Source organism: Paraneptunicella aestuarii (genome assembly GCF_019900845.1).
GTDB classification, from domain to species: Bacteria; Pseudomonadota; Gammaproteobacteria; order Enterobacterales; family Alteromonadaceae; genus Paraneptunicella; species Paraneptunicella aestuarii.
Genome location: NZ_CP074570.1, coordinates 3,356,490 through 3,382,837 on the forward strand (window position 1 = coordinate 3,356,490; position 26,348 = coordinate 3,382,837).

The 26,348-nt window shown below is 41.6% G+C and carries 36 protein-coding genes; 7 read left to right on the top strand and 29 right to left on the bottom strand.

Annotated elements, in window-relative coordinates; translation table 11 throughout:
* Positions 1-308 precede the first annotated feature (308 nt).
* A complete protein-coding gene (locus KIH87_RS12690; protein ID WP_232358237.1) occupies positions 309-884 on the bottom strand; it encodes a hypothetical protein in 576 nt (191 codons plus the stop codon).
* The gene (locus tag KIH87_RS12695) at positions 884-1,378 is read right to left on the bottom strand and encodes a hypothetical protein (protein WP_232358238.1); all 495 of its coding nucleotides are present in this window, start codon (positions 1,376-1,378) and stop codon (positions 884-886) included. Before KIH87_RS12695 ends, KIH87_RS12690 begins: the two co-directional genes overlap by 1 nt.
* A 227-nt stretch (positions 1,379-1,605) precedes the next feature.
* Here KIH87_RS12695 and KIH87_RS12700 point away from each other — a divergent pair, with 227 nt between their 5' ends.
* Positions 1,606-2,178, top strand: a complete 573-nt coding sequence (locus tag KIH87_RS12700) for a tetratricopeptide repeat protein (RefSeq protein ID WP_232358239.1) — start codon at positions 1,606-1,608, stop codon at positions 2,176-2,178.
* 52 nt (positions 2,179-2,230) lie between these two features.
* Positions 2,231-2,572 carry a hypothetical protein gene (locus KIH87_RS12705; RefSeq protein WP_232358240.1) on the top strand — a complete coding sequence of 114 codons (342 nt, stop codon included), beginning with the start codon at positions 2,231-2,233 and terminating at the stop codon, positions 2,570-2,572.
* Positions 2,573-2,596: 24 nt separating this feature from the next.
* Here KIH87_RS12705 and KIH87_RS12710 read toward each other — a convergent pair whose 3' ends face one another.
* From KIH87_RS12710 to KIH87_RS12835, 26 genes are read right to left on the bottom strand one after another with little or no spacing between them, the layout of a single operon-like run.
* Complete coding sequence (locus KIH87_RS12710; protein WP_232358241.1) at positions 2,597-3,313, bottom strand: sigma-70 family RNA polymerase sigma factor; 717 nt, start codon at positions 3,311-3,313, stop codon at positions 2,597-2,599.
* 12 nt (positions 3,314-3,325) lie between these two features.
* Positions 3,326-4,066 (bottom strand): flagellar type III secretion system pore protein FliP, encoded by a 741-nt coding sequence (gene fliP / locus KIH87_RS12715; RefSeq protein WP_232358242.1) that lies wholly within the window; start codon positions 4,064-4,066, stop codon positions 3,326-3,328.
* A complete protein-coding gene (locus tag KIH87_RS12720; protein WP_232358243.1) occupies positions 4,059-4,436 on the bottom strand; it encodes a hypothetical protein in 378 nt (125 codons plus the stop codon). Before KIH87_RS12720 ends, fliP begins: the two co-directional genes overlap by 8 nt.
* A complete protein-coding gene (locus tag KIH87_RS12725) occupies positions 4,437-4,748 on the bottom strand; it encodes a FliM/FliN family flagellar motor switch protein (protein WP_232358244.1) in 312 nt (103 codons plus the stop codon).
* A 1-nt stretch (position 4,749) separates the two neighbouring features.
* The gene (locus tag KIH87_RS12730) at positions 4,750-5,496 is read right to left on the bottom strand and encodes a FliM/FliN family flagellar motor C-terminal domain-containing protein (RefSeq protein ID WP_232358245.1); all 747 of its coding nucleotides are present in this window, start codon (positions 5,494-5,496) and stop codon (positions 4,750-4,752) included.
* Positions 5,497-5,499: 3 nt separating this feature from the next.
* On the bottom strand, positions 5,500-6,669 hold the full coding sequence (gene flgF / locus KIH87_RS12735; protein WP_232358246.1) for a flagellar basal-body rod protein FlgF: 1,170 nt from the start codon (positions 6,667-6,669) through the stop codon (positions 5,500-5,502).
* A gap of 23 nt (positions 6,670-6,692) precedes the next feature.
* Positions 6,693-7,103 carry a flagellar hook assembly protein FlgD gene (locus KIH87_RS12740; protein WP_232358247.1) on the bottom strand — a complete coding sequence of 137 codons (411 nt, stop codon included), beginning with the start codon at positions 7,101-7,103 and terminating at the stop codon, positions 6,693-6,695.
* A complete protein-coding gene (locus tag KIH87_RS12745) occupies positions 7,100-8,059 on the bottom strand; it encodes a hypothetical protein (protein ID WP_232358248.1) in 960 nt (319 codons plus the stop codon). The genes KIH87_RS12740 and KIH87_RS12745 overlap by 4 nt, the downstream gene beginning before the upstream one ends.
* Before the next feature lie 2 nt (positions 8,060-8,061).
* Entirely contained in the window at positions 8,062-8,508 is a 447-nt protein-coding gene (locus KIH87_RS12750; RefSeq protein ID WP_232358249.1) for a hypothetical protein, read from the bottom strand.
* Positions 8,489-9,835, bottom strand: coding sequence for a FliI/YscN family ATPase (locus tag KIH87_RS12755; protein WP_232358250.1), 1,347 nt, complete (start codon positions 9,833-9,835; stop codon positions 8,489-8,491). Before KIH87_RS12755 ends, KIH87_RS12750 begins: the two co-directional genes overlap by 20 nt.
* A 2-nt stretch (positions 9,836-9,837) precedes the next feature.
* Positions 9,838-10,638 (bottom strand): FliH/SctL family protein, encoded by an 801-nt coding sequence (locus KIH87_RS12760; RefSeq protein WP_232358251.1) that lies wholly within the window; start codon positions 10,636-10,638, stop codon positions 9,838-9,840.
* Entirely contained in the window at positions 10,625-11,041 is a 417-nt protein-coding gene (locus KIH87_RS12765) for a hypothetical protein (protein ID WP_232358252.1), read from the bottom strand. Before KIH87_RS12765 ends, KIH87_RS12760 begins: the two co-directional genes overlap by 14 nt.
* The gene (gene fliF, locus KIH87_RS12770) at positions 11,031-12,422 is read right to left on the bottom strand and encodes a flagellar basal-body MS-ring/collar protein FliF (protein WP_232358253.1); all 1,392 of its coding nucleotides are present in this window, start codon (positions 12,420-12,422) and stop codon (positions 11,031-11,033) included. Before fliF ends, KIH87_RS12765 begins: the two co-directional genes overlap by 11 nt.
* A gap of 4 nt (positions 12,423-12,426) precedes the next feature.
* Positions 12,427-12,747, bottom strand: a complete 321-nt coding sequence (gene fliE, locus KIH87_RS12775; protein ID WP_232358254.1) for a flagellar hook-basal body complex protein FliE — start codon at positions 12,745-12,747, stop codon at positions 12,427-12,429.
* A complete protein-coding gene (locus KIH87_RS12780; protein ID WP_232358255.1) occupies positions 12,747-13,142 on the bottom strand; it encodes a flagellar basal body rod protein FlgC in 396 nt (131 codons plus the stop codon). Before KIH87_RS12780 ends, fliE begins: the two co-directional genes overlap by 1 nt.
* Complete coding sequence (locus KIH87_RS12785; RefSeq protein WP_232358256.1) at positions 13,142-13,501, bottom strand: flagellar basal body rod protein FlgB; 360 nt, start codon at positions 13,499-13,501, stop codon at positions 13,142-13,144. The genes KIH87_RS12780 and KIH87_RS12785 overlap by 1 nt, the downstream gene beginning before the upstream one ends.
* A gap of 8 nt (positions 13,502-13,509) precedes the next feature.
* On the bottom strand, positions 13,510-14,619 hold the full coding sequence (locus KIH87_RS12790) for a flagellar basal body P-ring protein FlgI (RefSeq protein WP_232358257.1): 1,110 nt from the start codon (positions 14,617-14,619) through the stop codon (positions 13,510-13,512).
* Between the two features lie 2 nt (positions 14,620-14,621).
* Complete coding sequence (locus KIH87_RS12795) at positions 14,622-15,221, bottom strand: flagellar basal body L-ring protein FlgH (protein ID WP_232358258.1); 600 nt, start codon at positions 15,219-15,221, stop codon at positions 14,622-14,624.
* Entirely contained in the window at positions 15,208-16,158 is a 951-nt protein-coding gene (gene flgA, locus KIH87_RS12800) for a flagellar basal body P-ring formation chaperone FlgA (RefSeq protein WP_232358259.1), read from the bottom strand. Before flgA ends, KIH87_RS12795 begins: the two co-directional genes overlap by 14 nt.
* Positions 16,159-16,172: 14 nt before the next feature.
* Positions 16,173-16,949, bottom strand: coding sequence for a flagellar basal-body rod protein FlgG (gene flgG / locus KIH87_RS12805; protein ID WP_232358260.1), 777 nt, complete (start codon positions 16,947-16,949; stop codon positions 16,173-16,175).
* Entirely contained in the window at positions 16,950-17,624 is a 675-nt protein-coding gene (locus KIH87_RS12810; RefSeq protein WP_232358261.1) for a flagellar hook-basal body complex protein, read from the bottom strand.
* A 46-nt stretch (positions 17,625-17,670) separates the two neighbouring features.
* Entirely contained in the window at positions 17,671-19,764 is a 2,094-nt protein-coding gene (locus tag KIH87_RS12815) for a flagellar biosynthesis protein FlhA (RefSeq protein ID WP_232358262.1), read from the bottom strand.
* A gap of 3 nt (positions 19,765-19,767) precedes the next feature.
* Entirely contained in the window at positions 19,768-20,832 is a 1,065-nt protein-coding gene (locus tag KIH87_RS12820; RefSeq protein WP_232358263.1) for an EscU/YscU/HrcU family type III secretion system export apparatus switch protein, read from the bottom strand.
* Positions 20,832-21,608 carry a flagellar biosynthetic protein FliR gene (locus KIH87_RS12825; RefSeq protein WP_232358264.1) on the bottom strand — a complete coding sequence of 259 codons (777 nt, stop codon included), beginning with the start codon at positions 21,606-21,608 and terminating at the stop codon, positions 20,832-20,834. Before KIH87_RS12825 ends, KIH87_RS12820 begins: the two co-directional genes overlap by 1 nt.
* Before the next feature lies 1 nt (position 21,609).
* Positions 21,610-21,873: a flagellar biosynthetic protein FliQ gene (locus tag KIH87_RS12830; protein WP_232358265.1), complete on the bottom strand. Its 264-nt coding sequence runs from the start codon at positions 21,871-21,873 to the stop codon at positions 21,610-21,612.
* A gap of 37 nt (positions 21,874-21,910) precedes the next feature.
* The gene (locus KIH87_RS12835; protein ID WP_232358266.1) at positions 21,911-23,035 is read right to left on the bottom strand and encodes a tetratricopeptide repeat protein; all 1,125 of its coding nucleotides are present in this window, start codon (positions 23,033-23,035) and stop codon (positions 21,911-21,913) included.
* Between the two features lie 498 nt (positions 23,036-23,533).
* On the opposite strand from KIH87_RS12835, the gene KIH87_RS12840 reads away from it, so the two are divergent.
* The gene (locus KIH87_RS12840; protein ID WP_232358267.1) at positions 23,534-24,010 is read left to right on the top strand and encodes a hypothetical protein; all 477 of its coding nucleotides are present in this window, start codon (positions 23,534-23,536) and stop codon (positions 24,008-24,010) included.
* Between the two features lie 12 nt (positions 24,011-24,022).
* Here KIH87_RS12840 and KIH87_RS12845 read toward each other — a convergent pair whose 3' ends face one another.
* Positions 24,023-24,529, bottom strand: a complete 507-nt coding sequence (locus KIH87_RS12845) for a hemagglutinin repeat-containing protein (protein WP_232358268.1) — start codon at positions 24,527-24,529, stop codon at positions 24,023-24,025.
* Positions 24,530-24,571: 42 nt separating this feature from the next.
* Between KIH87_RS12845 and KIH87_RS12850 the strand changes: the two genes are divergently transcribed.
* From KIH87_RS12850 to KIH87_RS12865, 4 genes are all read left to right on the top strand, one after another.
* On the top strand, positions 24,572-24,808 hold the full coding sequence (locus tag KIH87_RS12850) for a type II toxin-antitoxin system ParD family antitoxin (RefSeq protein WP_232358269.1): 237 nt from the start codon (positions 24,572-24,574) through the stop codon (positions 24,806-24,808).
* Positions 24,808-25,101 (top strand): type II toxin-antitoxin system RelE/ParE family toxin, encoded by a 294-nt coding sequence (locus KIH87_RS12855; protein WP_232358270.1) that lies wholly within the window; start codon positions 24,808-24,810, stop codon positions 25,099-25,101. Before KIH87_RS12850 ends, KIH87_RS12855 begins: the two co-directional genes overlap by 1 nt.
* Before the next feature lie 142 nt (positions 25,102-25,243).
* On the top strand, positions 25,244-25,705 hold the full coding sequence (locus KIH87_RS12860) for a hypothetical protein (protein WP_232358271.1): 462 nt from the start codon (positions 25,244-25,246) through the stop codon (positions 25,703-25,705).
* A gap of 165 nt (positions 25,706-25,870) precedes the next feature.
* Entirely contained in the window at positions 25,871-26,110 is a 240-nt protein-coding gene (locus KIH87_RS12865) for an integrase core domain-containing protein (RefSeq protein ID WP_232358272.1), read from the top strand.
* Positions 26,111-26,348: the final 238 nt, after the last annotated feature.

Sequence of the window (26,348 nt, forward strand, 5' to 3'; positions counted from 1 at the left end):
GTTCCATTGCTATTAAGAATCGATTCTTCAACAACGAGCCTATTACCCTCAGCATCGTAAAAACTCTTGGTTTTACTAGGCCGATAAGACCCATCATTATCGCCTATTGCCTTACCGTAACCTCTGACTTCTGATTCTAAATATTGCTCACGCCCTTCATATTGATAATAGAATGTCTTCGTACTATCGCTTTCTGTCAGGGTCGCTTGATCCAGTATTCCCCCTTTGTAAACACTGGTTTTCTCGTAAAGTTCATGCTTGGAAACCGAGTCTGTATTGGGTATTTTTAGATGGCTATCCTTGTTCTCCTATATGTAATCAACAGGTTTCCCTCGATTATTATCTATAGTAAGACTTGCCCCATCTATACATTTACCATAGATATTTAGCCGATTATAAATGGGTAACTTATCTTCAACACCTTCAATTCCTCTGCCTTTAAGATGTTGATAAATCCCCCCATAATTTTCTATTCTCTGATAAATATCCCAGCTAGTGCCATCATCAAAAATCAGCATAAAACCTGGTCTATGCTCTTCATTTTGCCATGGGGCAAAGAACTGAACGCTTTTAATATTCCCCCAAGGATGATAACAGCTTTTTCCCTTGTCACATTTTTCTATGCCATTTTCATACACTTTAAAAGAAGGAAATCCATTTTCTTTCCGAAGCCGATTCCACCAATGTATATTGGTATAAATCCCCCCCCCCAAGACCAGACACAACCATTCCAAAGGAAAATCTCGATATAGCCATCCCCCAAAGAAACAACTCAAAGCTAAAATATTTAATAGCGCAATATTAAGATAATGCCGTAAAACTGTAATTTCTTTGTAACGAAAATCCTCCAATAACTCTCCCTTAATAGCTAATGATTCATTCATCAACGATCACCTCTCAATCCCACTCGGGTTTTATACACTCTATCCAAGAAACTATCGCCAAACGGGCTACTTTCTTGTAGTTTGTTAGTAGCATCAATGAACCTTTGCTGCTGCTCAAACTGAACTTTTATACGATCAGGCGTCGAATTAATCAGCACTTCAGTACCTTCGACTGTTGCACTTCCAACCGCATTTACTATTGTTTGCTGACCTCCCAACAGTAAATTATCCACAGCCTCTGTTAAAGCATGAGTGGAAAATATACCTGCAAAAGAGCTAGGCAAATAATCACTTAAAGTTGTACCAAACTTTTGCGTAAAAATATTGTTTCCCAATTGGCCTAAAGCGCCAAGATTACAAAGACACCCATCATAGACTTTTTCATTTCCCGGATTTATTTTGACCCACTTTATTTTTAGATGGCTGTCCTTGTTTTCTGATACGTAAGGGATGTGCGATAGGTGGGTAATAACTTGAAAACCAACACATCCCAACTTGAAAACTACTCCTCATATAGCGGAAAGTGTTTAATTAAAAATCAAATTAATTTATATGCTTTTGGTTTTATTAGAGTTTATTTAATCGCCATACTAAAACTTAATCCTTTAACAAATTAACCAGGCAAATACTTTCTTGTTGCACGCCTTTTTCTGACCTAAAATCACAACAGTTCATATGGCTTAAATAGCTTGGTTAAAAATACAAGACGGATTCATATTTAATGGAAGAAAATCAATTATTTATTCAAATATCTGACACATTGTCTCAAGGGAAGCTGGATGTTGCAGCTCAAATGGCAGAAGAGGCGATAGTTCAATTTCCACAGAGCGCTCAGCTATATTTTATATCGGCAGCAATTTCTGCCCAGTCAGAACTCTATGAAGAAGCGATTAATCGGTATAATTTAGCTCTGGAACTTAATCCTCAACTTCACATAGCAAACTTTCAATTAGGACTACTTCTAGCGACTCTAGGACAAATTGAGCCATCCATAGAAGTGCTAACACGTTTATCCGAAGACGCCATTATTTATCTCAATCGATTTGCAAAAGGCTTAATCCTGGTATTAACGGCAGAAAACAACCAGAAGAAACTTACTCAAGCATTAGAATTTATACAGGAAGGCATCAGATTAAATCAGGAGAATCTATACCTGAACGACGATATGCGAGGGATCGCTGAAAGAATTGAAAATGAGTTATCTACAATGCCAGATATGCAACTAGCAACAAATGAAGAGACAGACGAATCAGACCAAAGCCATTTGCTCGATATTTATCAAAACAAACATTAGAAACCATCTGTGAATTATTTAACTACACCAAGACATCTATAGGGAGAGCAAAATGGTTGATCGTATTTCTAAACCAGCTCCACCGACCCCCGCTAGCCGAATTCGAAAAACTAACAAAGCCAAAGGAACTGCTAAAGAAGCTCAAAAATCTGATCCGCCCTCGCAATCTCTGACTGAACGAGTCATGTCTAAAATAGATTTTAAAAATATGTCCTCTGAAGCCAAAATCCGCCGCCAAATGGTATTTCATACCTTATGTGACATTCTGGGCGAAAAGGCTGTCAGCTCACCCCAATTTGCAGAATTAGTGGAGAAAATAGATAACACTTTAGCCAATAGTTCTTTGACGGAAGAGCAACTTAAAGAGGTCATAAAAAAGAAATCGAATAAATGAAAGCTGAAAGAACCAAGTGAGAAATTAAACCCAGGAAAGTTTATGTCTTAGTTTTTTTAATGCTTGTTTATGAAGCTGAGATACTCTCCCAACTGTCAGGTTCAAATGCATTGCAATATCAGAGAAACTATTAATTTTTTGGTAATGCATATCCAGAATTTCTCTTTCAACGTCGGTCAAACAATCCATGTAATGCCAAATTCTGGTGTGTAAGTGAGCAAACTCGACAGTGTTATATCTTTGCCCATTTAATACCATTTCGGAATTATGCGCATCGTCATGCTCCAGCAAAAATCCAACAGCAAGCTCGACAATATTATCGATGATAGCTTCAGCTGGCGATTTACTTGAATCGGCTAATTGAAGTTTTTCCAACCGTTCTTCTAATATTTGTTTTTTACACTGATACTGGTTCGCACTTTCAGAGAAACGATACAAATGATTAAGCACTTCTCCTCGAATTCTTTTCTTGGCAAATGATTTAAACGGCACTCCGAAAGAAGGCTCATAACGCTCAATCGCTTCCAACAGTCCGATCGACGCATATTGTTCCATATCTTTAAGCTCCAAATCCTTTCCTAATGAGCGACTATAGATTTTACGGGCAATCGCTTTGCTCCACTCTTGATAGCGTTCAAATAATTGAGCCCTGCTATTTTCCCAATCACAATCTCGGGCAGGCCATACATCAATATGACCGACCCAATTTATGGTCATTTTTTGGTTTTGAAGAAAGTCCATGTCCTCACCCAGCTAAGTCATAATACTTGCCATCAAAGACTGAGTAACCAAGCTCCATCCATCAACCAATATAAAAAGCATAATTTTAATCGGCAGCGCTATCGATATAGGAGGAACCATTATCATACCCAGAGCCATCAACGTGCTGGCAACAATAAGATCTATTAGTAGAAATGGAATGAATATTACGAATGCGATTTGGAATGCAGTCTTTAATTCACTGAGCATAAATGCAGGGATTAAGTGAGATAGTTCGATATCTTTTGCTTCTGCCGGAGGTTGAGCCGAGGCCATATTCAACACGGCGGCAAAATCCTCTTCTCTTGTTTGCTGGATCATAAAACTACGAAATGGCTCAAATCCCTTTTCTACAGCTTCCACAAACGTAATTTCGTCACTCAGATATGGCTTTAAAGCAAGTTCTTTAGCTTCCGAAAAAACGGGCTGCATCGCAAACCAGGTTAGGAAAAACGCCAAGGTTATAATGACGATATTCGGAGGCGTTTGCATAAGTCCCAGTGCCTGGCGAAGCAAAGACAAGACGATCACAATGCGAGTAAACGCCGTCATAGCAATTAAAGCGGCAGGTACAAAGGAGAGCACTGTCAACGTCAGTAATACTCTCAGCTCTGGAGCCAGAGTCTCATCGGCCGTTGCTTTTTCTATAATTTGCAACACATCACTTTGCGCCCACGACACCTCTGGAAATAAAACCAGAAAAGCCATAATCGACAACAGAACAACTCTACTCATCAACTTTCTTTCCTTGACTGTTAATAACATTTTGTTCTGAAATTCCGTTATCAGAATGCCTCATTTCCGCTTCTTGTTTGATCTTATCAAGCAACAGAACTCCAGAATCTGTTTTTAAGACCACATACAAAGTATCTTCTCGAACAATTTCCTGAAGTGAGGTATTTCTATCAATCTGGTATGACTTGTACCTCAGATTATTCGCCTTTTGACTCCATCTGGAATTGCCTAATACCGACTTTCCTTTAGCTGCTCGATGTCTTAGAAACAAAGACAATCCGACCAATATCAGTAGAACAATAATGAGCACAGCAAATTGTGAGAAATCCACACTGCTTTGTGCTTTAAAGCCCAGATCTTGCATTTCCAACTATTCCGATACTTCCGTAATTTCAACGCCAAATTGCCCATTCACAGCCACCAGATTGCCTGTGGCAATAACATTTCCATCAACAATCAAGTTAATCGGTTCATCAATTTGCTTATCCAAACTGAGCACTTCACCAGCTTTCAGAGAAAACAATTTCTCCAGAGTAATAGTGCTACCTCCCAAACTAACTTCCACATTCACAGGTACAGATTTAACTAACTGAAAATCCCTTTGTGATAGAAGCACTTCATCTGAAGGTTGGGAGATCACTTCAGCTAGTTCGATGTGTTTAACATTTGTATCAACTGTCATTTTACTCACTAAACAGCAATGCCTTGCTGCCCTCACGTTTAACTAAAAAAGCATTTAGCTGAATTGCCGAATCTTCCGTTTTCAACAATACCGACTGATCCAATGGATGATTTAAAGTAACGACATCCCCTGATTTCAAATTAAGTAACTCATCAAGTGTAAGTCTCGCTCCATGCAGCTTAGCCTCAAAACTAACCTGTCGTTTTTTCGTTGCTTCCTGCCTTGATATCAAAGTGGCTTGATATTCAGGCTGCTCATAAACGCCAGCTAATTTGAAAACATCAACACTCATTAGAACCTTAATTTCGCATCCTGCTATGTTCATACAAACCGTAACCCCATAAGAACAATGAATACCTTGTTGTTCTGCTCTTTGGAAACCTTTCAGTCCTAACTGTAATAACAAGTCTTCAATCAGCTTATTCGTTAAGATTTCCAATACGGGTTCCGAACAGTCAACGTCCGGTTGCTCTATAGAGAATCCCAATGAAGCCATTGCTAATTGAGGTAATACAAGCAAGGCATTACTTATCACTAATTGAGAATGGTTATCTGTGTGCTCAAATAAGCAATCGCCGTTTAGACACTCCTGAACAGCAAACAACTTATCGTTAAACACCACCTCAATACGGGATGCTTCTGCAACATCAGAGACAAACCATGTGCGAATCCACTGATTCAGGCGCTCATGTAGCCAGAACTCTACTGGCTTTCTAGATTGCTGGTTGATGACCGCCAACCTTCTCATGACTTATCGGCTCCGGGTATTTTCATAAAGCTGATCAAGCAGCTGATTAGCTACATTAAGAATGCGAGAGCTAGCCTGGTAGCCTCGTTGAATAATGATCATGTCAGCAAATTCTCTTGATAAATCGACGTTAGAAAGTTCGATACTTTCTGCAACCAAGGTTCCCAAACCTTTTTCACCGGGTTGACCAATCGTTCTTGAACTCCCCTCTAATGCTCTAAAAACACTACCTGAAACCTGTTCAAGGTTGCTTTGATCGGCAAAGGTAGCAAGTGCAATATTAGGCCCATCCAGGGTTTCACCATTGGCATACTCAAGATTGATAGTGCCATCTGAAGAGAATGAAACTTTTGTCAAACTAGATATGGCATGGCCATCAACAACCGTTCCCTGAATGGTGGAAGAGGCTCCCCCAGAAACAGAAGTTGAGTCAGCAAAGCTTCCATTGACACCAAAATTAACGCTAATAGTATCTGTACCACCATTTAAATCAGTAATATCGAAACTCAAGGTATTAAAATCCGTTAATGGCGTTCCATCTACATCAAAACGAATTTCACCACTATGAATAACATTGCCATCAGCATCTTCGATATCAACAAGCCAACTTCCAGCAGTAACTGCTGAGTTATTGGTAAACTTGAAGGTTAAATCCAGTGACTCGCCCAAACCGTTAAATACGGTAATACCGGCTACATCATGGCTTGTCATATCTGTAGACAAATTGCCCGCAAAATCAATCGTGGTTGTAGGGGTAGGCGCTAAAACTCGATAAGAGCTAATATCAATAGGTACTAATTCACCTTTTGCATTCACTGCGGCAACTTGCCCACCGGAATTACTATCAATCAAGATCCCTTCGTCATTGAATTGAAATTGACCAGCACGAGTGTATTGAACCTCTCCATCATTTAATAAGACAAAAAAACCCTCACCAGAAATAGCTAAATCGCCAGCATTTCCCGTTTGTCTGATATCACCATCACCAAAGCGATAACCATTACCAGAAATTTGAGCGCCAAGAGCGCCATTTTCACTGGTTAAGCTTCGATAGAATGTGTCTTTCCCCTTAAATCCCGGGGTATTCATATTTGCAATATTGTCACTGATATTGTCCAGATTTCTGGAAAATGACAGCATGCCTGCCAATCCATTAAAAAATGCCTGAAACATATTAATTCTCCTTTCTAGGCAAGCTATTTTTGTACTAATCTGACGTCTGCAAGTGCAACATCCGTCAGGAATTCATTACTACTATTTTTAACCGTCAAATGGACGCCACTGCTGTTAAAACTTATGCCTTCGACTGAACCATCAAACAAGCTGTTACCGTTGATAACTTGCACGGATTGTCCAAGTAATTGCAGACCTTGAGCCGAAGATTCCATCGTTAACATGTTGGATAAACTTTCATTCATCAGTCGGGTCTGTTCCAAACTGGTAAACTGAGCCATCTGCGCAAGAAACTGGCTGTTATCTACTGGCTCTAAAGGATCCTGGTTGGTTAGCTGCGCAAGAAATAATCGAATAAAATCCTCCTGATTTATCGCGTTATTACTCAACTCCTGACCGCTATCAACAACGGTTCCTCCAATTGCATCAATCATGAGAATCTCCCCTGGTCGTTATCCGAATTCCTATCAAAAACATTCCAAATTAAACTGCCGTTAATCACCAAACGTTGGATTTTATTTTCATTGGCAAATTCACTGTTTACCAAGCGTGTAGCTAGCGTCTGCTTATCCAGTTCACTCATTTCATAATCCCTATACCAAAAAGTATTCCCTTCATTCCCTGGCGTTTGCATAAAGAAACGCTTAACGATTTCACTGTGGATTGGATTTAACTCGATATGAGCCCAGACTCTTTCTGTGGAATTAGAAAACTGTTTCTGTGAAGCATTAACGGCAAAGGCATTATTAACTACCTCTGAGATTAAAGTTGGTAATGAATTTTGCTCTTTATTCAGAACGGTTTCAGTCTTGGCAACAAATTCCTGATTTTTCATTTGCTCCACTGAATTGAGATATAATCGAGTGCCAGACTGTTTGGACAATAGATCGCTGTGGGAAATAATTGATAGATAGCCATTGCCCAAACTACCTAATGGCAAAAGGCGTTGTTGTAGCAGTTTGGAATCTCTACTCTCAGAACTATTTGTATTTGATGACAGGCCAGATACTGCATAAACATTTAAATTGATAGCGCCACCAAGGCCGCTTACGGCAGTATCGTTTTTCTCATTAGCTAACAATAGGTGATAGCTGGAAATTTCCCCAATTCCATCTCCCAGGGTATTCACGGATAAATCAATATCACCAGCTTGCTTTCCAGAAGCCAGTAGATGGCTATGGTCAATCCAGCTTTGAGTTGGGGTAAGCCAATGCGAAGCCTGATCGGCCATTTGCAACTGTCCATTATTCAAAGACGATTCACTTGAAAAAGCTTGTTTCTCTTGTGACTTGTCACCAAGCAAATCCTGAAATTGCTTCGGGTCCATTTTCTGGTTTCCATCCACGAATCCCTTGAATTCACTTGCAAGTAAGGACGCTAATACTTTCATCACTATCTCCCCCGATATCCACGCAACTGACTGATCTGCTCCAATTCACGTTTATCTATTTCCAGATTAAACTCCTTTTGATAAGCCTCTTTCCGCTCCTCTAACCATCCAAGATTCTTTTTGCTATCTATGTAACCAGAAATAGCAATATCCATAACCTCTTCAGCCTCCCTAAGTTGCTCTTGCGCATGTTGGCATTGTGTATGTTCTCTATTCACCAAGCCACCAGCACCAGCCATAAGAACGGGAGACAAGTTGTCGCCACTAAAATACTTGTTAACCTGTTCTTCAACTCGACTTAATTGCGCCCGCTGTTGTTCAAAAACGTTCTGCTTTTGTTCTCGTTCAAGCATAGAAGCATGTAGTTTCTGCTGTTCATTTTGAACATGAACCTGCTGCAGCTTTTTCAACCGATTAATTCGATTCAATTTAGTCTTTACGGGTAACATCTATGAGTTCTCCTAACTTGAATAACTGCTCACGACAAGACTCCAAAGAATCAGCATTGTCAGTATCCTGAACCAAAAAAGACTTAATATGCTGCCAGGCTTCAAGTAGTGTTTTTCTCTGCTCAGAACCTTCACTATCAAATAATCCCAGCTCAAGAATGTCCCTGTTTTGCTCATAGTCAGAAATACGTTGACGTAATGAACGAGCAACCTGCTTAATCCCATCGTTATTCAATTTGGTATAAATTCGACTGATGCTTTTCAACACATCAATAGCAGGGTAATGATTACGCTCTGCGTATTCTCTGGACAAAACGATATGACCATCCAATATGGCTCTGACACTATCCACAACAGGATCAGTGAAATCATCTGACTCAACCAATACAGAAAACAATCCAGTGATCGAGCCACTATTTCGAAAATTGCCACAACGCTCAATGTAATAAGGCAGCTCGGTAAAAACAGACGGGGTATAACCTTTCACTGTTGGAGGCTCTCCTACTGCCAAACCAATCTCCCTTAATGCCATGGCATAGCGAGTAATAGAGTCGACCATGAAAAAGACATTTTTTCCCTGTTGAGCAAAATGTTCAGCGTACGCCATTGCTGCTCTGGCAGCCTGAACTCTCATTAATGGAGACTCCTGGGCTGTAGCTGCAATAACAACCGATTTTGCTAGCCCTTCTGACCCCAAAGTATGATTAACAAATTCTTCAACTTCCCGCCCACGTTCACCGATGAGAGCGACAACGTTCACATCGGCTTCTGAATGCTGACAAATAGATGACAAAAGCGTACTTTTGCCCACTCCACTGCCAGCCAACAAACCCAAACGCTGGCCTTTTCCCATGGTTAGCAAACCGTCAATGGCACGAATTCCGGTACTCATCACTTCAGAAATAGGTTCCCTGGACATAGGATTAACAATGCTATGCCGCACCGGTTTTCGATTGGCCTTATGTTTGAATGACGGATTATCCAATGGCTCACCGAAACCATTCAGAACATGTCCGAGGTGCTTGTTCGTGGTACTTATACCTGCGTAACTGCCAGTACCTTTTACTTGGGTTGAGTGATGAATACCGAGCGTAGATTGATAAGGCATGAGTAAAATACGGTCATCTCGAAATCCTACAACTTCCGCTAAAACCGCCTGTTCAGCCCGGTTTGGATCCGACAGCTCACACAATTCACCAATAAAAGCACCGGGCAATGTTGCTTCTATGGTTAAACCAACAGATTGCAATACATAACCACAGCGGGATGTTTCGGGAATATTGTCAATAACGCTTTCAATCGCGCTACACAAAGCTGCCATAGACATGATTAGCTAACACCTCCGCTGTGTTCTGCTGGAACATTGTCAGTTGCATTATTTTCTACTGAATAATTTTTTAACTCTTGAATGAACTGCTCGAATAATCCTTGCAAATCTCGTTGGATATCGCCGGACTGCAACGCCAATCGATAACTTCCAACAGACAGGTTCGAATCTGATTTCAATTCAAAAGGCAGTTCGGCATCCCCCTTGATTTCCGTAAATGACTCGAATTGAACTTCCGGTAAATACAGGATTTTAGGCTGATACTTTCCATATTGAGCGGCTAAATCCCTAACCAGTTCATTGATATATCGCTCATCAAATAAGTTCACTTGTAATAACTTGCATAAGGCTTTAGTGAGCAAATAAACGAAAGTCTCTTCTTGTTCAATACACCAGTTGGCTTGCTTTTCTTCCTGCTCAACCATACTCAACCATACATTTATGGTTTGTTCTAATTCAGAACGAACATTTTGAATTTGTTCATTAAACTGTTCTTCTGCAGAATTTCTTGCTTCCAGAAAACCTTTTTCTTCGCCTTCTTTTCTCGCAGCATCTTTTAGTTCTACAAAATCACTCTCAAAAGTCTGCCCTATTAACTCGCGCCTGGCCTCTTCATTCAAAGAAGCAAGATACTCACGTCCAAGCTCCAAGCGCTCATCAGCCGTCAACGCATCCAAATCTATACACTTATGATTCTGATGAGGCATCGCCTGTTGCTTCTGAACTGGCGTCAATCTAACTTCCGATGAAGGCACAAAAGAATGATGAGAACCTTTAACTGGAGCAGACTTAATGACTGGCATGTTTATCTCCAGCAAGTGCCGTATTTACCGTATGTTCCGACATTTCCATTAACATACGTCGCACAGAATCAGTCACCGTCACTTCATGACAGTGGATCTTCTGCACCTGAGACTTGAGTACAGGACATTGAATATGAGAATAAGAAGCTTGAGGCTCCGCAACCTCAGATAGCTTGTCCCCAAGCAAGCATTCTTTCGCCTGTTGCGCTTCAATAGCTCCAGCCAATAATGCTTCAATCGTAGGTCGCCCCAGTGATTTCACAAACTTGACCGACTTCTTCAAACGTTTTCGCTGTTCACTGGGTAAACGAGACATAATCCAAAAACGATCCCGCCACGGCAGACAAGCCAACTTCAAAGACAACATTTTCTCTGGATCATACAGCCCTGTATTAATTGCCATTTTTGACCTCATCCTGACTTAACCATTGCTGGGCTTCTAGCAGCAACTTCTCTCTTTCGTCCTGACTTAAAGCAGGCTGCCTTGTTATTACCCAAACGCCAGGAATAACAAGAAGCAACAACAACCACCAAGAGCTTAAGCCTGCCCATGAATTACTTTCCGGGTTGCTATTGGCAGATTTAATGTCTGTTGTCTGGGAAAGTTGAACAGCCGGAGAATGAGGCTCTTCATTTTTAACCGATAAAACCGCGGTTCTGTCTTTAAGCACTGCAACCGCAATGTTATCACCTCGATAAGTATTCACTCCCAATCCAGCGATAAGCAAATCTTTGATAGTCGCCACTTCGTCCTTATGCAGATCTTCACGCAAAGCAACCGCAACATTCATGACTTTAATTTCACCCGCTGAGAAAACCACCTCCTCCGTACGCTTACCATGCTGATATTCAGTTTCACTCTCACGAGTCAGAGTATTTTCAACATTGCTTTTACGTGTGGGGTTGTGCTCCTGATTTTGCTGAGATTCAACCTTACGAACAATGGCACCTTCGCCTTCTGCGTTAGCAATATAGTCTTGAACCAATTGCTTGCGTTGATCGAAGTTCAGTGTCACATCAACAGAAACCGCGATGTTTTCAGGTGAAATCGCCAGAGATAATAGTTTGTAAGCCTTTGCTACCAATTGCTGCTCTATTTCCTGCTTGGCAGCAATCTGCTTACTCATGCTCTTGGTAGAGGAATCGTTAACGTTGCTAATTAGTATCCCACTGTCATCAAACACCGCCACATTTTGCACTTCCAGGCTTTCAACGGCATTAGCAACCAACACTTGTACAGCCTGAATTTGAGCTTCATCAAGCTTCACATCCTGGAGCAGTTCCAGATACACCGCAGATTTAGCTTGTTCCTGTGCGCTGGAAAACAAACGTTTAGGTGCAAATGTGATGTGAACTCTGGCAGAAGCGACCCCCGGCATTGACGAAATAGTACGCGCCAGTTCCCCTTGCAATGCCCGTTTATAAGTCACTTCCTGAGTAAAATCAGTCATGCTGTAATCGGTATTTTCAAACAGCTCCAATCCCTGAATTTGAGGCAACCCCAAATCGGCTCTCATGGTGACTTTCAAACGCTCAACTTGTTCTTCAGCCACTGAAATTGTATGGCCTGATGGCGTTTCAACTAACTCATACGGCACCTTGGATTCTTCCAGATAGGCGATAGCCTGAGCAGCACTTTGCTCATTCAATTGCTCGAATAGCGGCTTTTGTTTCGGATAAAGCAACCAGATTGCAACGCCTATAAAAGCACAAATCAAAATAATGACCGTACCAAAGAACATTGTGCGTTTGGCAGGACTAAATTCATTAATGACATCAACCATCGTACTACACCTGCATTCGCATAATTTCCTGGTAGGATTCCAGCAGCTTGTTGCGGATCTCAACCATCAGTTTCAATTCCATTTTGGCTTTTTCCATAATCAGCATCACTTCATGTGTACTGACATTCTTATCCAGCGATAGCGCATGAAGCACAGCTTCCGATGCTTTTAGGCTGTCATTAACCTGTGCCACGCCTTCGCTGACAAGATTAGCAAATGAACTTTCGGCTATTGCTTTTCCTGCACCAATGTCACCAATATCAGCAATCGTTGTTTCGGTGCTTTGAGCAATCGCAGCGATTGATTCAATACCTGTACTCATCATTACTTCCCTATTTCCAGCGCTTTGAGTGTCATATTCATCTGATTATTAAAGGCTTTGACATTGGCTTCATAAGCTCTGGTCGCATCACTCAGTACAACCATTTGGGCAGCCATATCTACGTCAGCCACACGAACAAACCCTTGCACATCTGCTGCGGGATGTTCCGGTCGATATTGCTTTTTCTCACTCACCTGCAGCTGTTGCAATTGAAGATTGTCTTTATCAAACACTTCACCGTTAAACGAGGTTTGATTGACCACGGTTTGTAATGCGAATGGCGCCTTTCCCGTTTGCACTGTATTGGCTTGCGCAATATTGAAGGTTGCTGCATCCACGCGCATTTTCTGGTATTGCAAACCAAATTCAGCAATAGCCATAACCTCTGTCACCGCCATTATCGATTTCCTCCCAATACGGTTCCCATCAATCCCATTTTTCGATTAATCACTTCTACCAATGCCTGATACTCCAACATGGCCTTGGTCGATTCTGAATTGGCTTCCTGCAAATCAACAGCGTCACCAGTATTGGTTTGCAACTGATCCACCAACCCCGTTCCCAATGCATTTAATTCACTTAAATAAGCGCTTTGCTTTGCTTCAGGCATCTGCTCGATGCGGTTCAGAATCTCCGAAAAGTCCACTTGTAACTTCTCGTGATTACCTACATTTGCCATATTTCTTGCGGCGACAATTTGCCTCATGCTGTGCATGTTTAGAGCGAAATTGGCCAGATTTAAAGTTACTTCGTCCATCACGTTCCCTATTGAATAATGAGTTCAGCGTGCAATGCGCCAGCTTTTTCAATGGCTTGCAGCACAGCAATAAGATCACGTGTACTGAGATTAAGGGCTTTTAATGCCTCAACTAATTCTCCAATACTGGCACCATTAAAAGTTCGTACATTTCCACCGGACGTCTCTTCAACAGACATATCGCTATTGGCAATAACCATTGATTCAATTGAATCCGGTGTTTCTCTAAAATATCCTGCGGGCTGAGAGGCGCTGTAAGTGGTTTTGATGTTTAACTTAAGAGCACCATGAGAAATAACAACATCATCAATTTTTACTTCGGCACCCGCTACAACTGTGCCATTTCTCTCATTAACAACCACTCTTGCGTACTTGTCGGGTTCCACTTGCAGAGATTCAATTTCAGCCATCACTCCCAATAATCCGGCCTCCTGGGTAAATTTCACTTGCACTTTGGCAGGATGATTGGAATACACTTTTGCGGCAGGAAAATGGCGTTGCAATGACTCAATAATTCGTTGGGCAGTGGTAAAATCTGGCTTGTTAAGAACCAATGTCAGACCATGATCAATACTGAAATCGTATTCAATGGCCTTTTCAACTTTCGCACCATTTGGCACAACACCTACAGTTGGGTGATTTTTACGAACACTGTTGCCGTTGTAGTCAAATTGATAGCCGCCAACAGAAAGAGGCCCTTGCGCCAAAGCATATATTTCATCATTAGCGGCTTTTAACGGTGTCAGTAACAAGGTTCCGCCTTGCAAGCTTTTCGCATCTCCAATCGACGATACATTCACTTCCAGTTTATCTCCCTCTTGGGCGAATGCGGGCAACGTGGCAGTAACCATAACAGCAGCCACATTGCGACTACGGATATCGTCTTGAGCAACATTCACTGCGAAACTCTGTAACGTGTTTCTGAGGGACTGCATTGTGGCTTTGTTATTACTTGAGTCACCAGAACCGGATAAGCCAACGACCAGGCCATAGCCAATCAAAGGGTTATCCTGAACACCCTCAATACGCGCAAGTTCTTTCAGTCGGACGCCACTGCTGGCCATGGAGGGCAAAGCCAGGAATAACAGCAGCAAGGCTAAAATGTGTTGTTTATTCATCCCTAAAATCCTAACCAGTTAATGAATCTGGCAAGCAAGTTACTGTTCTTGCCTTCGGTTACAGAGCCGTCGCCATCAATACTGATCTCTGCATTTTGAATACGAAACGACGGTACAGTATTGGCGGCACTCACATCTTCTTTTCTTACTTTTCCTTTAATCTTGATGACCTGAGCCTCTTCATTGATGCTCACCGTTTGAGTTCCCTCAATAAAAAGGTTGTGATTCTCATCAATATGGGTCACAACAGCTGTTATCTGAGCCTTTAAGAAACCGTTTCTATTGGTACTGGCTTCGCCATCATTGCCAGCTCCCAAATTAATCCCAGCCCCCCAATTACGCTCATCCACCGATGCAGTTCCAGCCAAGGCAAAATCACCACTGCTGCCTTCACCGGCACTGCTGGTTGCCTGAGCATTTTCGTAAATCAAAATGGTTATCCCATCACCAACCCGGTATGCCTTTTTGTCTTCATAAAGCGCCTGAAAACGGTTGGCGTCATATAAAGAACCCGCCATCGCCGAATGCGATGCAAACAGGTTGAGCACCAAGGTCATCAACACAAGCTTCAACACGCTGTTCGAGACATTAAACAGATACATTTACAACTCCTTTTGCCACCACTGTGGCTTTACTTGTTCTCGGACTGTCTTGTACTTTCACACTGATTTCTTCCCCATGATTTCCTGAAGACATGGCGACGCCCTGAGTCGAAATCTGGATAGCGCCATGAGAAAGTGTCACTTTTACCCACTCCCCCTGGGCAACAAGAGGTATCGGTATTACATCGCGATGAGACAGCAGATAGCCCTTCGAGAGCTGTTTAACCAGCTGATACTTTTCCAGTTCACTTTCTGTGATCAACTTATCGCCTCGCCAAGGCACTCTTACGTGCGACAAATCCAGTTTATTTAAAGGAGTGTTCATGGCTGCTTTCGCATTCAATTTAAGTGCTTTCGCGCTAAATTGAGCGTCATACTGAGCAGCTGCGTCATAAGTACCACTTGATGTTTCGATGGAAAGTTGAACCTCAATACCCTCATGGCCTGGAGTAGACACATTTACAACTCTCACCCCTTTTGCCTGCTCTTCGATACAAGGGATCGTTCTTTCATCCACCTGTAATGAATTGAGTATCAAATACCCTGGCAGGGATGACTGAATCTCTTGACTGATCATGGCTTGGCTGTCAGTCAATGACACCGGGTAACACCATTGCAGCCATGATTTTTTGATACCTTTCCATGTCAGTGATTCTGTAGTAACACCTTTCGTTTTCGCCCATTCAACAACCTGTTCCTGAGTAACCCAACCTTGCAATGATTCAGGCCATTCTGTATTCAAAACGTCGTTCGGCCATAAGTCCCTTTCACTCGCCTGCAACTGCAGCACGTCCGTTACCATAACGGGAGCCTGAAGACGGTTAATGCTTTTCTGGAAGCTCATCGCCTGCGCAGATAAACTCAATGTAAATACGCTCAATGCCATACAGCATGGTAATAGCTTGTTTTTTTGCAGGAACGTTATGAGCAGCAACATCACGACACCAAAACCTAACGACGCAGGTTATTGACCGTATCCAGCAACTGATCTGAAATCTGGATAATACGTGCGTTCAACTGATAACCACGTTGGGCTAACATAAGGTTGACCATTTCTTCTGTCATGGAAACGTTAGACACTTCGGTCATGCCTTGTTGGATATGACCAAAACCGTCTTGTCCGGGCTTGCCATAAAACACGTCACCAGTCTTATCGTTACCAGTGAAAAGGTTCTGCCCTATGCTGTTCAGCATCTCCTGATTTGAAAAACGCGCCAGTTCAATGTTGCCCAATACAACCCGTTCGCCTTGTTGCCCTAACCTTGCAGACAATTCACCATCTGGAGAAATTTGCATATCAACGGCATCTGGAGGAAGTTGAATATTAGCGCTCAAACGAAAACCGTCTTTCGTGACCAGATAACCATCCTGATCAAGGCGTAACCTTCCCGCTCTGGTATAGGCGTAATCACCGTTTTCCAGTGTCACTTCCAAAAAGCCATTTCCCTGAATGGCTAGATCAAATGGGTTGAGCGTCTGTTTAAGTTCACCCACTGAAAAATCCAGAATATTTGAACCAATTTGAACGCCTGCGCCATTGCTTTTGTTGTCAGTAGATTGTTGGGCGGAGATTTGACTGGCATTAGACTGATAAACCAAATCAACAAAGTTCACCTGTGATTTTTTGAATCCAGGCGTTGAGGCATTGGCAATATTGTTTGAAATAACATCAATTAATTGTTGTTGTGAACTCATGCCTGTTTCAGCAATGTATAACGATTCAATCATTTACTTTTTCCCTAGTTCGTTGATGCCGGCATTCTTGATTTGATCAAGCGCATGAAATGCTCTTTGCAAGCTTTCCGCATGACGAGATGTCTCAATCAAACGGATCATGTCTTGAGTGGTATTAACGTTGGCACTGTTCAAAGCGAATTGTTCAACCTGAGCCGATGCGGGTGAATATGAGGCATTGGCAAAAAGACCCGCGCCACGGTATTCCGTTTTTTCAGTCCCATTCATGGTAACTAAAAACAGCTTGTCGACTTCATGACCAGCCACATGCAGTTCACCATTCGCCTTAATCTCAATGTCGCCTTCTGGCAGTTGAATGTAACCAGATTCTCCTAACACCTTACCGCCAGAAACATGCAATAAATTACCGTCCTTATCAGTATGTAAACGGCCATGTCTGGTCAGTAAGGTTTCGCCGTTGAGTTCGACTTGCAAATAAGCATCAGAAAGAATGGCAACATCCAAGGAGCGTTGAGTTTTCTGAATAGTGCTGTTGCTGTTAGCGAGAAGAGTTTGCAGCTTACTTCCTTCAGAACTACTCATGTATTCAGAAAAGACATGAGATGCCTGAAACCCAGGGGTTTGAGCATTAGCCAAATTCTGGCTAATCACCTCAACCTTGGAAATATCATGTTGCAGACTTTGTAGTATGTAATCTATGGGTTCCATTGTACTTCATTCCTGTCGTCAGCAAGCTGACAGCTAATACATATAATTAGGCGTTGCTTACGACTTCACCATTTTCTCGAATCATTCCAAATGAACGCACATTCACCGTTGTCGGTATCTCATTAAGAGACAATACGTGTAATTGAGGTAAGGCTCGTTCACAAAACAGATATAACTTCCTGCGCAGTATTGGTGTGCAGAGCAAAACCGGGGTTAAACGCTTTGATAACATGCGCTCGACATAGGTTGATAATGAACGTAGTAATGTTTCCGTAACATCGCCATCCAGCATCAACGAATTACTGTCACTGGCATCCCCTACCCCTGCCACTAATCGTTGTTCTAATCTGGGTTCAAAGGTTAAAACGTTAAGCGATGCTTCGCCGTCAGCCAACCCTTGGCTAATCTGATTACGAAGGCGAAACCGAACCTTCTCGGTTAAAAAAACAATGTTCTTTTCTTGTCTCGCTGCATCAACCAGTTCTTCTAAAATCAGTGGTAAATTTCGTATGGATACTTTTTCCTGCAATAACTGCTGCAGAACTTTCTGAACATCGGAATAACTCAATACACTGGGTATTAGTTCATCAACCAAACCATGCTGTTGTTCTGCAACTCTGGATAACAATTTCTCAGTCTCAGAACGGGTTAGAAACTCAGGACTATATTTCTTTAGCGTCTCGGTAATATGAGTCAGAAACGTTGTTTCAGGATCAACAACGGTAAAACCGGCTTTTCTGGCTGGATCGGCGAGTGTTGTTTCAACCCATAAGGCTGGAAGGCCATAAGTAGGCTCTTTCGTTTTTATACCGGCAATACCCTGTTTTTTACCGGTTGGATCAATTGCCAACATAAGATCAGGATGAATCTCTCCACTAGCAACCTTAGCCCCGTGAATCAGCAATCGATAATGATTTCCCGTCATCCCTCTATCTTGTATTACAGAATGCACAGGTATCACCAAGCCATAATCAAGTGCAAACTGTTTACGGAAATTAGCCAGTCGCTCATTTAAAGTGCAAGACTCGCCATTGATATAACTGTATATGTCCGTACCCACTCTTAGTTCAAGCTGTTCAATGTGAGTTAAGCGGTACAAGTCCTCTTGCCTGGTAGATTCAACGACATCTTTCGATAATGGGTCTTCATACTGGCTTTCATGACCACTATCATTGACGCTTTCTTTTTCAGTTACATCTCTTCGAATACTGAAAAAAGCCATAAACCCAATTAAAAAAGCCAAAAATAGAATGGGTAAGGCTGGTAACCCGGGCATAAACAACACAAGTAGCAAGGTCACAACAATGATGACCAATACTCTGGGATGAGAGGTGATTTGAGCAGCCAGTTCTTTGCCTAATTGAGCATCAGATGCTGCGCGAGTAATAATGATGCCTGTTGCAGTTGCAATAATCAGGGAAGGGATTTGGGTAACAATACCATCTCCAACTGTCAAAAGGGTATAGGTATGCAAAGCAGTTCCCCACTCCATTCCCATTTGACCTGTACCAATAGACAATCCACCGATAATATTGATCAGTATGATAATGATCCCGGCAATGGCATCTCCTTTTACAAACTTGGTAGAACCGTCCATTGCACCATAGAAATTCGCTTCTTTCTCAATCTCCAAACGACGCGCTTTCGCATCATGCTCGTCAATCAGCCCCATGTTCAAGTCGGCATCAATGCTCATTTGCTTACCCGGCATACTATCCAGCGTAAATCTCGCCGCTACTTCAGCAACCCTTTGTGCACCATTGGTTACAACAACATATTGAACTACGATAAGGATGAGGAATACGACAAGCCCAATAACGTAGTTCCCACCCACCACATGTGAGCCAATAGACGCAATAACCTGCCCCGCAGCGGCATCATTCAGAATCAATCGAGTAGAAGAAACGTTAAGCCCTAAGCGAAATAAGGTGGCAATTAGAATAAGAGACGGAAATGTAGAAAAGCTCAGAGGTTTATCCGTATAAAACGTTAATAACAGGATAATCAACGCCAAGCAGAAATTGGTGAGTAACAACAAATCCAAAGCAACAGCAGGAACAGGAGTAAAAAGCAACATCAGTATGGCAATCACACCAATGACCAATAGCAGTTCACTTTTTCCTTGCTTAAACATATCCATTTATTACTTCTCCTGCCGATCCATGCCTAAAATACTTCTGAACACTGGCGCAACATCTTTATAGCAGGATTCGGGAATGTATCCGTTTATGTTGCATGTACGGTATAACTGACGAGCCAGTTTAATATTTCTAACAATGGGAACTCGATGAGTACGTGCTAACTTGCGAATTGTTGCTGCATGATGGTCTGCCCCCATAGTTAATACCTTAGGTGCGAACATGGACGCAGGATCATATTTTAGGGCGACGGCAATGTGCTCTGGATTGGTGATCACAACATCCGCATCTTTAACACTGCTTAATGACGCTGCTTTTTGCAATAATTCCTTTTGTATTTGCTTTTGTTTTTGTTTTATTTTCGGGTCGCCTTCCCGTTTCTTGTGCTCATCTTTAACTTCCTGCTTACTCATCATCATCTTTTTAGCAAACTGCCAGTTTGAAAAGATAAAATCCAACAGAGCAATAGGCAGGAGAATCGCCAAAGCCATCAGAGCTAATGAAAATACTGAAGATTGCCAATGTTGGGCAAAAGTATTCTCACTCATTCCATAACTGTCCATAACCACGTCCAACCAACTATCTCCCCACATAAACCAAACAACAGAAATGACTGCCAGTTTTAATAGTGATTTGAACAACTCAAATAAGCTTTTTAAGGAAATAATCTTTTTAAAACCTTCAACGGGGTTAAATCGATTCCAATCAATTGATAAAGGATGTGTGGAGAATACAGGGCCAGTCTGTAATAGGTTGAAAGCAATCGCTCCCAGTACCAAAACAACAAGAATAGGGGCAAAAATCCCAAGGACAGACATCAAAATACTCATACCTATAGACAAAATAGAGTGAGATGAAACATTGACGTTCCCTGCCGTAGCCAACAAATAAACAAACAAGCTTTTTACATCAGCAATCATGCCACTATGTAAAAACCAAAAAGCAGCGCCGCCAAGGGTCAGCATTAACACACCAGTGACTTCTACACTCTTACTGACCTGCCCTTTATTTTTTGCTTCTCGAAGCTTATAGGGAGTAGCCTGTTCTGACTTTTCTTGATCTTCAGCCATTACCTTACAACCCCTAACAACAGCCAATTCCCTTCAAACCATTTGTCCATCGTATTAAAAATTGTTCCGAGCAAAGGCTTAAAGTGCTCAACACTTAAAGACAACAGGTACATTCCTAACCAAATTTTTAACGGTAATGTGACAAAATAAACATTCATCTGAGGCATGGTTTTAGACACAATGCCGCTGAACAGATCCATTAACCATAGACCCATTACAACAGGGCCGATAAGTAATAAAGCAAAACTCAACTGGACGGAGAAATAACTCATAATTTTGCTAACATCGACAACACCATCCCAACGTCCTGGAGGAATAAGCGCAAGCATTTCCCTAAAAGCCAATAAAAGATGATGGTGGGTATTACTCAAAAACAAGCAAAGCGTAACCAACAATACAATGATATGTCCGAGCAAAGGTTCATTATTGTTAGTATGAGGATCCATAACCCCTGCGGCTGCAAAACCAATTTGCATATCAAGCACTCTTCCCATCATCTGAATAGCAGCAATAGCCAACTGGAAACCCAGTAAAATCGCCATTCCCAAAACAAATTCAAAAAGCAGGTTAATGACAAATACACCAATAGACATTGTGAGCCAATTATCGCCAATTCCCGTTACACCAAAGGCTAAAATCAAGGAAATGGAAAAGAGCAACACCAATCTAACCATTAATGGAAAATACTGCATGGGTGAACCATTCATCGCCATGAATAGCGGCGTTAATCTGGCTAGCAACAGAAAATAAGGCTGCAACAAAGAGGAAGTATCCATACTAAAATCCTGCAGCCTGAGAAATAATATGCTTGGTAAAGGAGATTAAAGCGTTTAGCATCCAATGCCCCAAAAAATAAAGCACAATACAACTAACAAAAATTTTGGGAACAAAGGTTAAGGTCATCTCCTGGATTTGAGTAACGACCTGAAAAATGGAAATCAGAACACCAGTCAGCAGTGATGCCATTAGCAAAGGGGTTGCTACAGATAAGCCCGTAGCAAACATCTCCCCCATAAATCCAATTGCCATATCTATATTCATCGCGACTACTTCTCACTCGATGGCTTATTTCTACTGCTTATTTTTTACTGAAAGACTGAAGCAACTGGATATAAGTAATTTCTGGCAAGTGGGATTGAGTATTAAGCAAATCATTAACCATATGATCTGCCTTTTCTATCTCTCCCTGGCTACGCAGTAACATACTATTGGCAAATTTCGCGGTTAAGCAATTCGGGTCAAGGCGCATGGCAACCTTAATTTCATGCTGAGCCTGTTCCATCTCTCCACGATTAGCCAGAACAACGGCTAAACCACCATGAGATTCCGCAAAATTTCTGTTTAGTTCCAAGGCTCTGGAGAAAGATGTTTCAGCAGCTACCAGGTCATCAAGCATGAGTTCACACCATGCTTTCAAGTGCCACGTACCAATATGATCTGGCATCACTTCGGTTGCTTTTTGCAAAGCATTCAAAGCTTCTGGTATTTGCTGATTCAGCATTAATCCCTGCCCTAGCAATGACCACAATCGACCATTTAAGGGGTAACGCCCAGTAGCATGTTGAGCAAGAGATAACGCAGGTACAAAATCAAGATTGCGGTATAGGCATGTAATCTTGGAAATCAACGCATCTTGTTGATTCTCATTGTATTTTAGAACTTCATCCGACATTTTATCTGCATCATCATATCGTTCCATATCTAATGCGATAAGTGAGAGAAGCCCAAGGGAATCAGGTGAATGTTGCTTAACGTGGGAAAGAACGTCAAATGCGTTCTCAAGATCTTTCAAAAACAGGAGAGTGCGAGCATAAAGCTCGGTTAATTCTAAAGGAGGAACATTGGTGCGATCGACAAAAGCAGACTCAAGAACTTCTTTAGCCTGGCTAAATTGGCGCTGCATAAAGAAACACAAGCCAAGCCCATATTCTCGCAAATAATTAGGTGTATCAGGCAATGTTTGAAATAGAGATGCGGCCTCTGAAAAATATCCCTGGTAAGTCAGAGATTGTCCAAATTGCCATATAATGTCGGTATCAGCCTTAAATTGCGGAGTAATAGATTGAAAAAACTCCCAACCAGCAGAGACATCTCCAACTTGTACGTAAGAATCAAGTAAATCTTTGATGATAAGTTTATTTTGAGGATCTTGAAGCCAAAAAGACTTAAGGCGATCGATCTTGGATCTAATTTGAGTATTCATACCTTGTACCCTGAACAGTATTAACTGTACAACTCCCTAACCGTGGCAAGATTTATACTTACCCAAAAACTGAATAATACGAAATACAACATAGTACGTCCTATTCAATTGAGCCTTAGTCTAATTGCAGCGCAGTATAAAAAGCAACTCGAAGTTGTCAAACCAGTTACCGCATGGGTAATTAAACAAACCACAAGGAGGTAACCATCTAATTTTATTAAATAATTCATGAAGATACGTATAACTAATTCCCCCTTACATGAAGCATAAACGGAAAAATAAGGGGAGCATCTTAAACGTTTTCACAAATAAACTCAGACAATCGAACTCCTTTATTTTCACCACGTTAAGACCTTTTTTCTTTTTTGGTGTTAAATTTGACGAAAGTATTTAATTTTTTTTAATTCATTTTAAGAATATAAAATAACCAATAGAAATATATAAAATGGGGATAATGCCTGATCATAAGCGAATTGGTGTATTCAAAAATGTCGTTTTATGAAGCTAGTAATAAAAGGATTTAAAAAGCAAAATATCATTTCAATTGATGATGTTGTCAATATACTAAAGTCCGTCCCCAAACCACATAAAGCAGGTATTACAACCATCGTTTACGATCCCGAGAGGTTTTACAAACGAAGTTACGTAGCGCCTCAACCTATTAATTATTCAGCTCTCGGCGAGTATAGCAACCTCCCAATAGATCATATTTTGATATATGAATTCGCTTCACTTAACCAATTTAGGCACATGCTACTACATGAGATCGGACATCACGTTTTTAGACGGATTTTAACCAGTAGTGAACGTAAAAAGTGGGTGACAGAATTATATCCTGTGGAAGGTAATGTAACCCGTTACGCCCAAACAAATGCCAACGAGGACTTCGCAGAAAGTTATGCCTGCTTTTATACCAATCCACTCGAACTGAAAAAACTCAATAAGAAATTTTTGTATATTAAACAGCTTTTTTAAAGCCTATATCTACTACCACAGCTCTGATCTTCTCCAAGCGACTCCCGCTGCCAATACCAATAAAATGGTTGCTGCCACTACTACGGTCTTGTACCGATTCAAACAGTAAGTCGCCCCCACGGTCAAATCCAGATGGTTAGTAGCATCCACATTCGCACCGACAAACGATGCGTTTTCTGCGGTCACAATATTGATATTGTTCACACTTAACACACTGTTGTTATAGGTGGTGGATTTATCCTCGCTATCACTCTCACTCTGACCATAACTGGCATTAAACGAAGGCCCTCCCGCAGAGCCATACACCGTTTGCTGAACACTGAATGACGCATCTTGAGTGGTAATGGTTTGCTCAAAGGTATCCCGGCTGGCAAGCACATCCAGATTACCCGTCGCTATCGTCATATCACCATCAGCCACTAATGTGCTGCCCTGTATCAGGGTATTGCCCGTTTGACCAAAGGTGTTTTCATCTTCATAGCCCGTGGTAATAGTGATGCTAAATTGACTTATTGGCATTATGAGTATTAATATTTAATACAATTTTGAGCGAGGTACATCATGCAGAGAAATACCAGCGTGACATTGGGCGAGCACTTTGGGCAATTCATTGAACAAAAAGTGCAACAAGGCCGATTTGAATCAACCAGTGAAGCCGTTCGAGCTGGTCTTCGATTACTTGAAGAGCAAGAAATGAAACTGGATATACTGAGAAAAAAACTTGAAGTCGGTGAAACACAGTTGGATCGAGGCGAAGGTATTGATGGTGATAAATTTATGCAGGATCTGATTGGATAGTGACAACTTATTTACTTTCTCCCGCAGCTCAAGCAAGCCTGAAAAACATCAAAGCCTATTCCCTCGAAAACTTTGGAACAATACAAACTCGACATTACCTGAAAAGCTTAAGAGAAAGAATGCAGGCACTGGCAGAAAACCCTGAACGAGGGCGAATTCGCGATGAATTGAAGGTGGGATTTTATAGCGACTTCATAGGCTCACACACTATTTATTACCGAATCAAACCGCCCCATATCGAAATCATTGATGTACTGCATCAATCAATGGATCCCAGCAAACACGTAGAGTAATAAGCAGACAATAATTAAACCACCCTCTTTTTGAAAACCTATGCTGTTGTTATTGCTCCTGCTCTGTCTTTACCTCACATTAAACTCCGATAAAAAACAGCATTTTTTACGCCGAAAACCCGATGCGTTGAACGCAATCTGCTTGCCTATTAAAAACAACAAAAAGCCAGAATGGGTTAAACATAAAGTGATTTACCTAAAAGCCCTCAACCCGGATTTGGGATGCAGAAAAATCGCCGAGCTGTTTAACCGTATTCACCTTAAAAAAGATGCCGAAACGGTGAGTAAATTCTATGTGTATTGCCAACTTAAAATTCATCATTACCAATGGCAAATTCTGCGCAGAAAGCTTAAACACAAGCGCCCGGCTTTTGTTCCTGTAAATACTTGCTGGGGCGTGGATTTAACCACCGTCACCGACCTAAATAAACTCCAACATACCCTGCTTGCTGTGGTCGATTATGGTTCGCGCCGATGCTTGTGCTTACAACCATTAAGCAGCAAGCATTCATGGATTTTGCTAACCACCCTGTTCGCATTATTTGCTCAAGTTGGTAAGCCCAAACGCATAAAACCGATAATGAAGCCGTATTTAGCTCTCTGATTTTCCACTTGGCGATGATACTGGCTGGCGTTAAGCAACAATTCTCCGATATTGCTTGCCCATGGCAAAAAATTGCAGGAGCAAATTTTTAACATCGGAGACTGCGACGATGGCCCGTAGGGTGAGCAACAGGGATGTTGCGAATAAAACGGCAGAGTTGAAAGAATGATTGGTACATTCAAAGCGCGCATTAACAAACTGCTTGTGCAAGATGCAGAGCAATTACACCACTTACTCCCCGACTTTATTCACTGGTACAACACAGTTCGCCCACACTCTCACCTGAATGGACGCACACCGATGGAAGTCTGGAATGGTGTTGATATCTTTCAAACAGGATATAAACAGGCAAGGCATTATGAAAAATGGGGCGGATTGCTTACAGGTGTGGAGCTTATTATTTAACTCAAATCAAGCATTGTTCGATTTACATCGCTTGAGAGTGAATGATGATTAACCGTCCATGGATAGTCGCGGCTTATGCAGAACTTTAGTGAAATTTTTGCTGAAATTAAAAAGACAACAGACTGATTTTTAAACGCTTTTGAAAAAACCAGCCTTGAGGAGTATTACCCGTTATCTATTGGACGTTTGGACGGGGCACGGGGCATTTCGAGTGATTTTTGTGCAAGAAAATTAATCA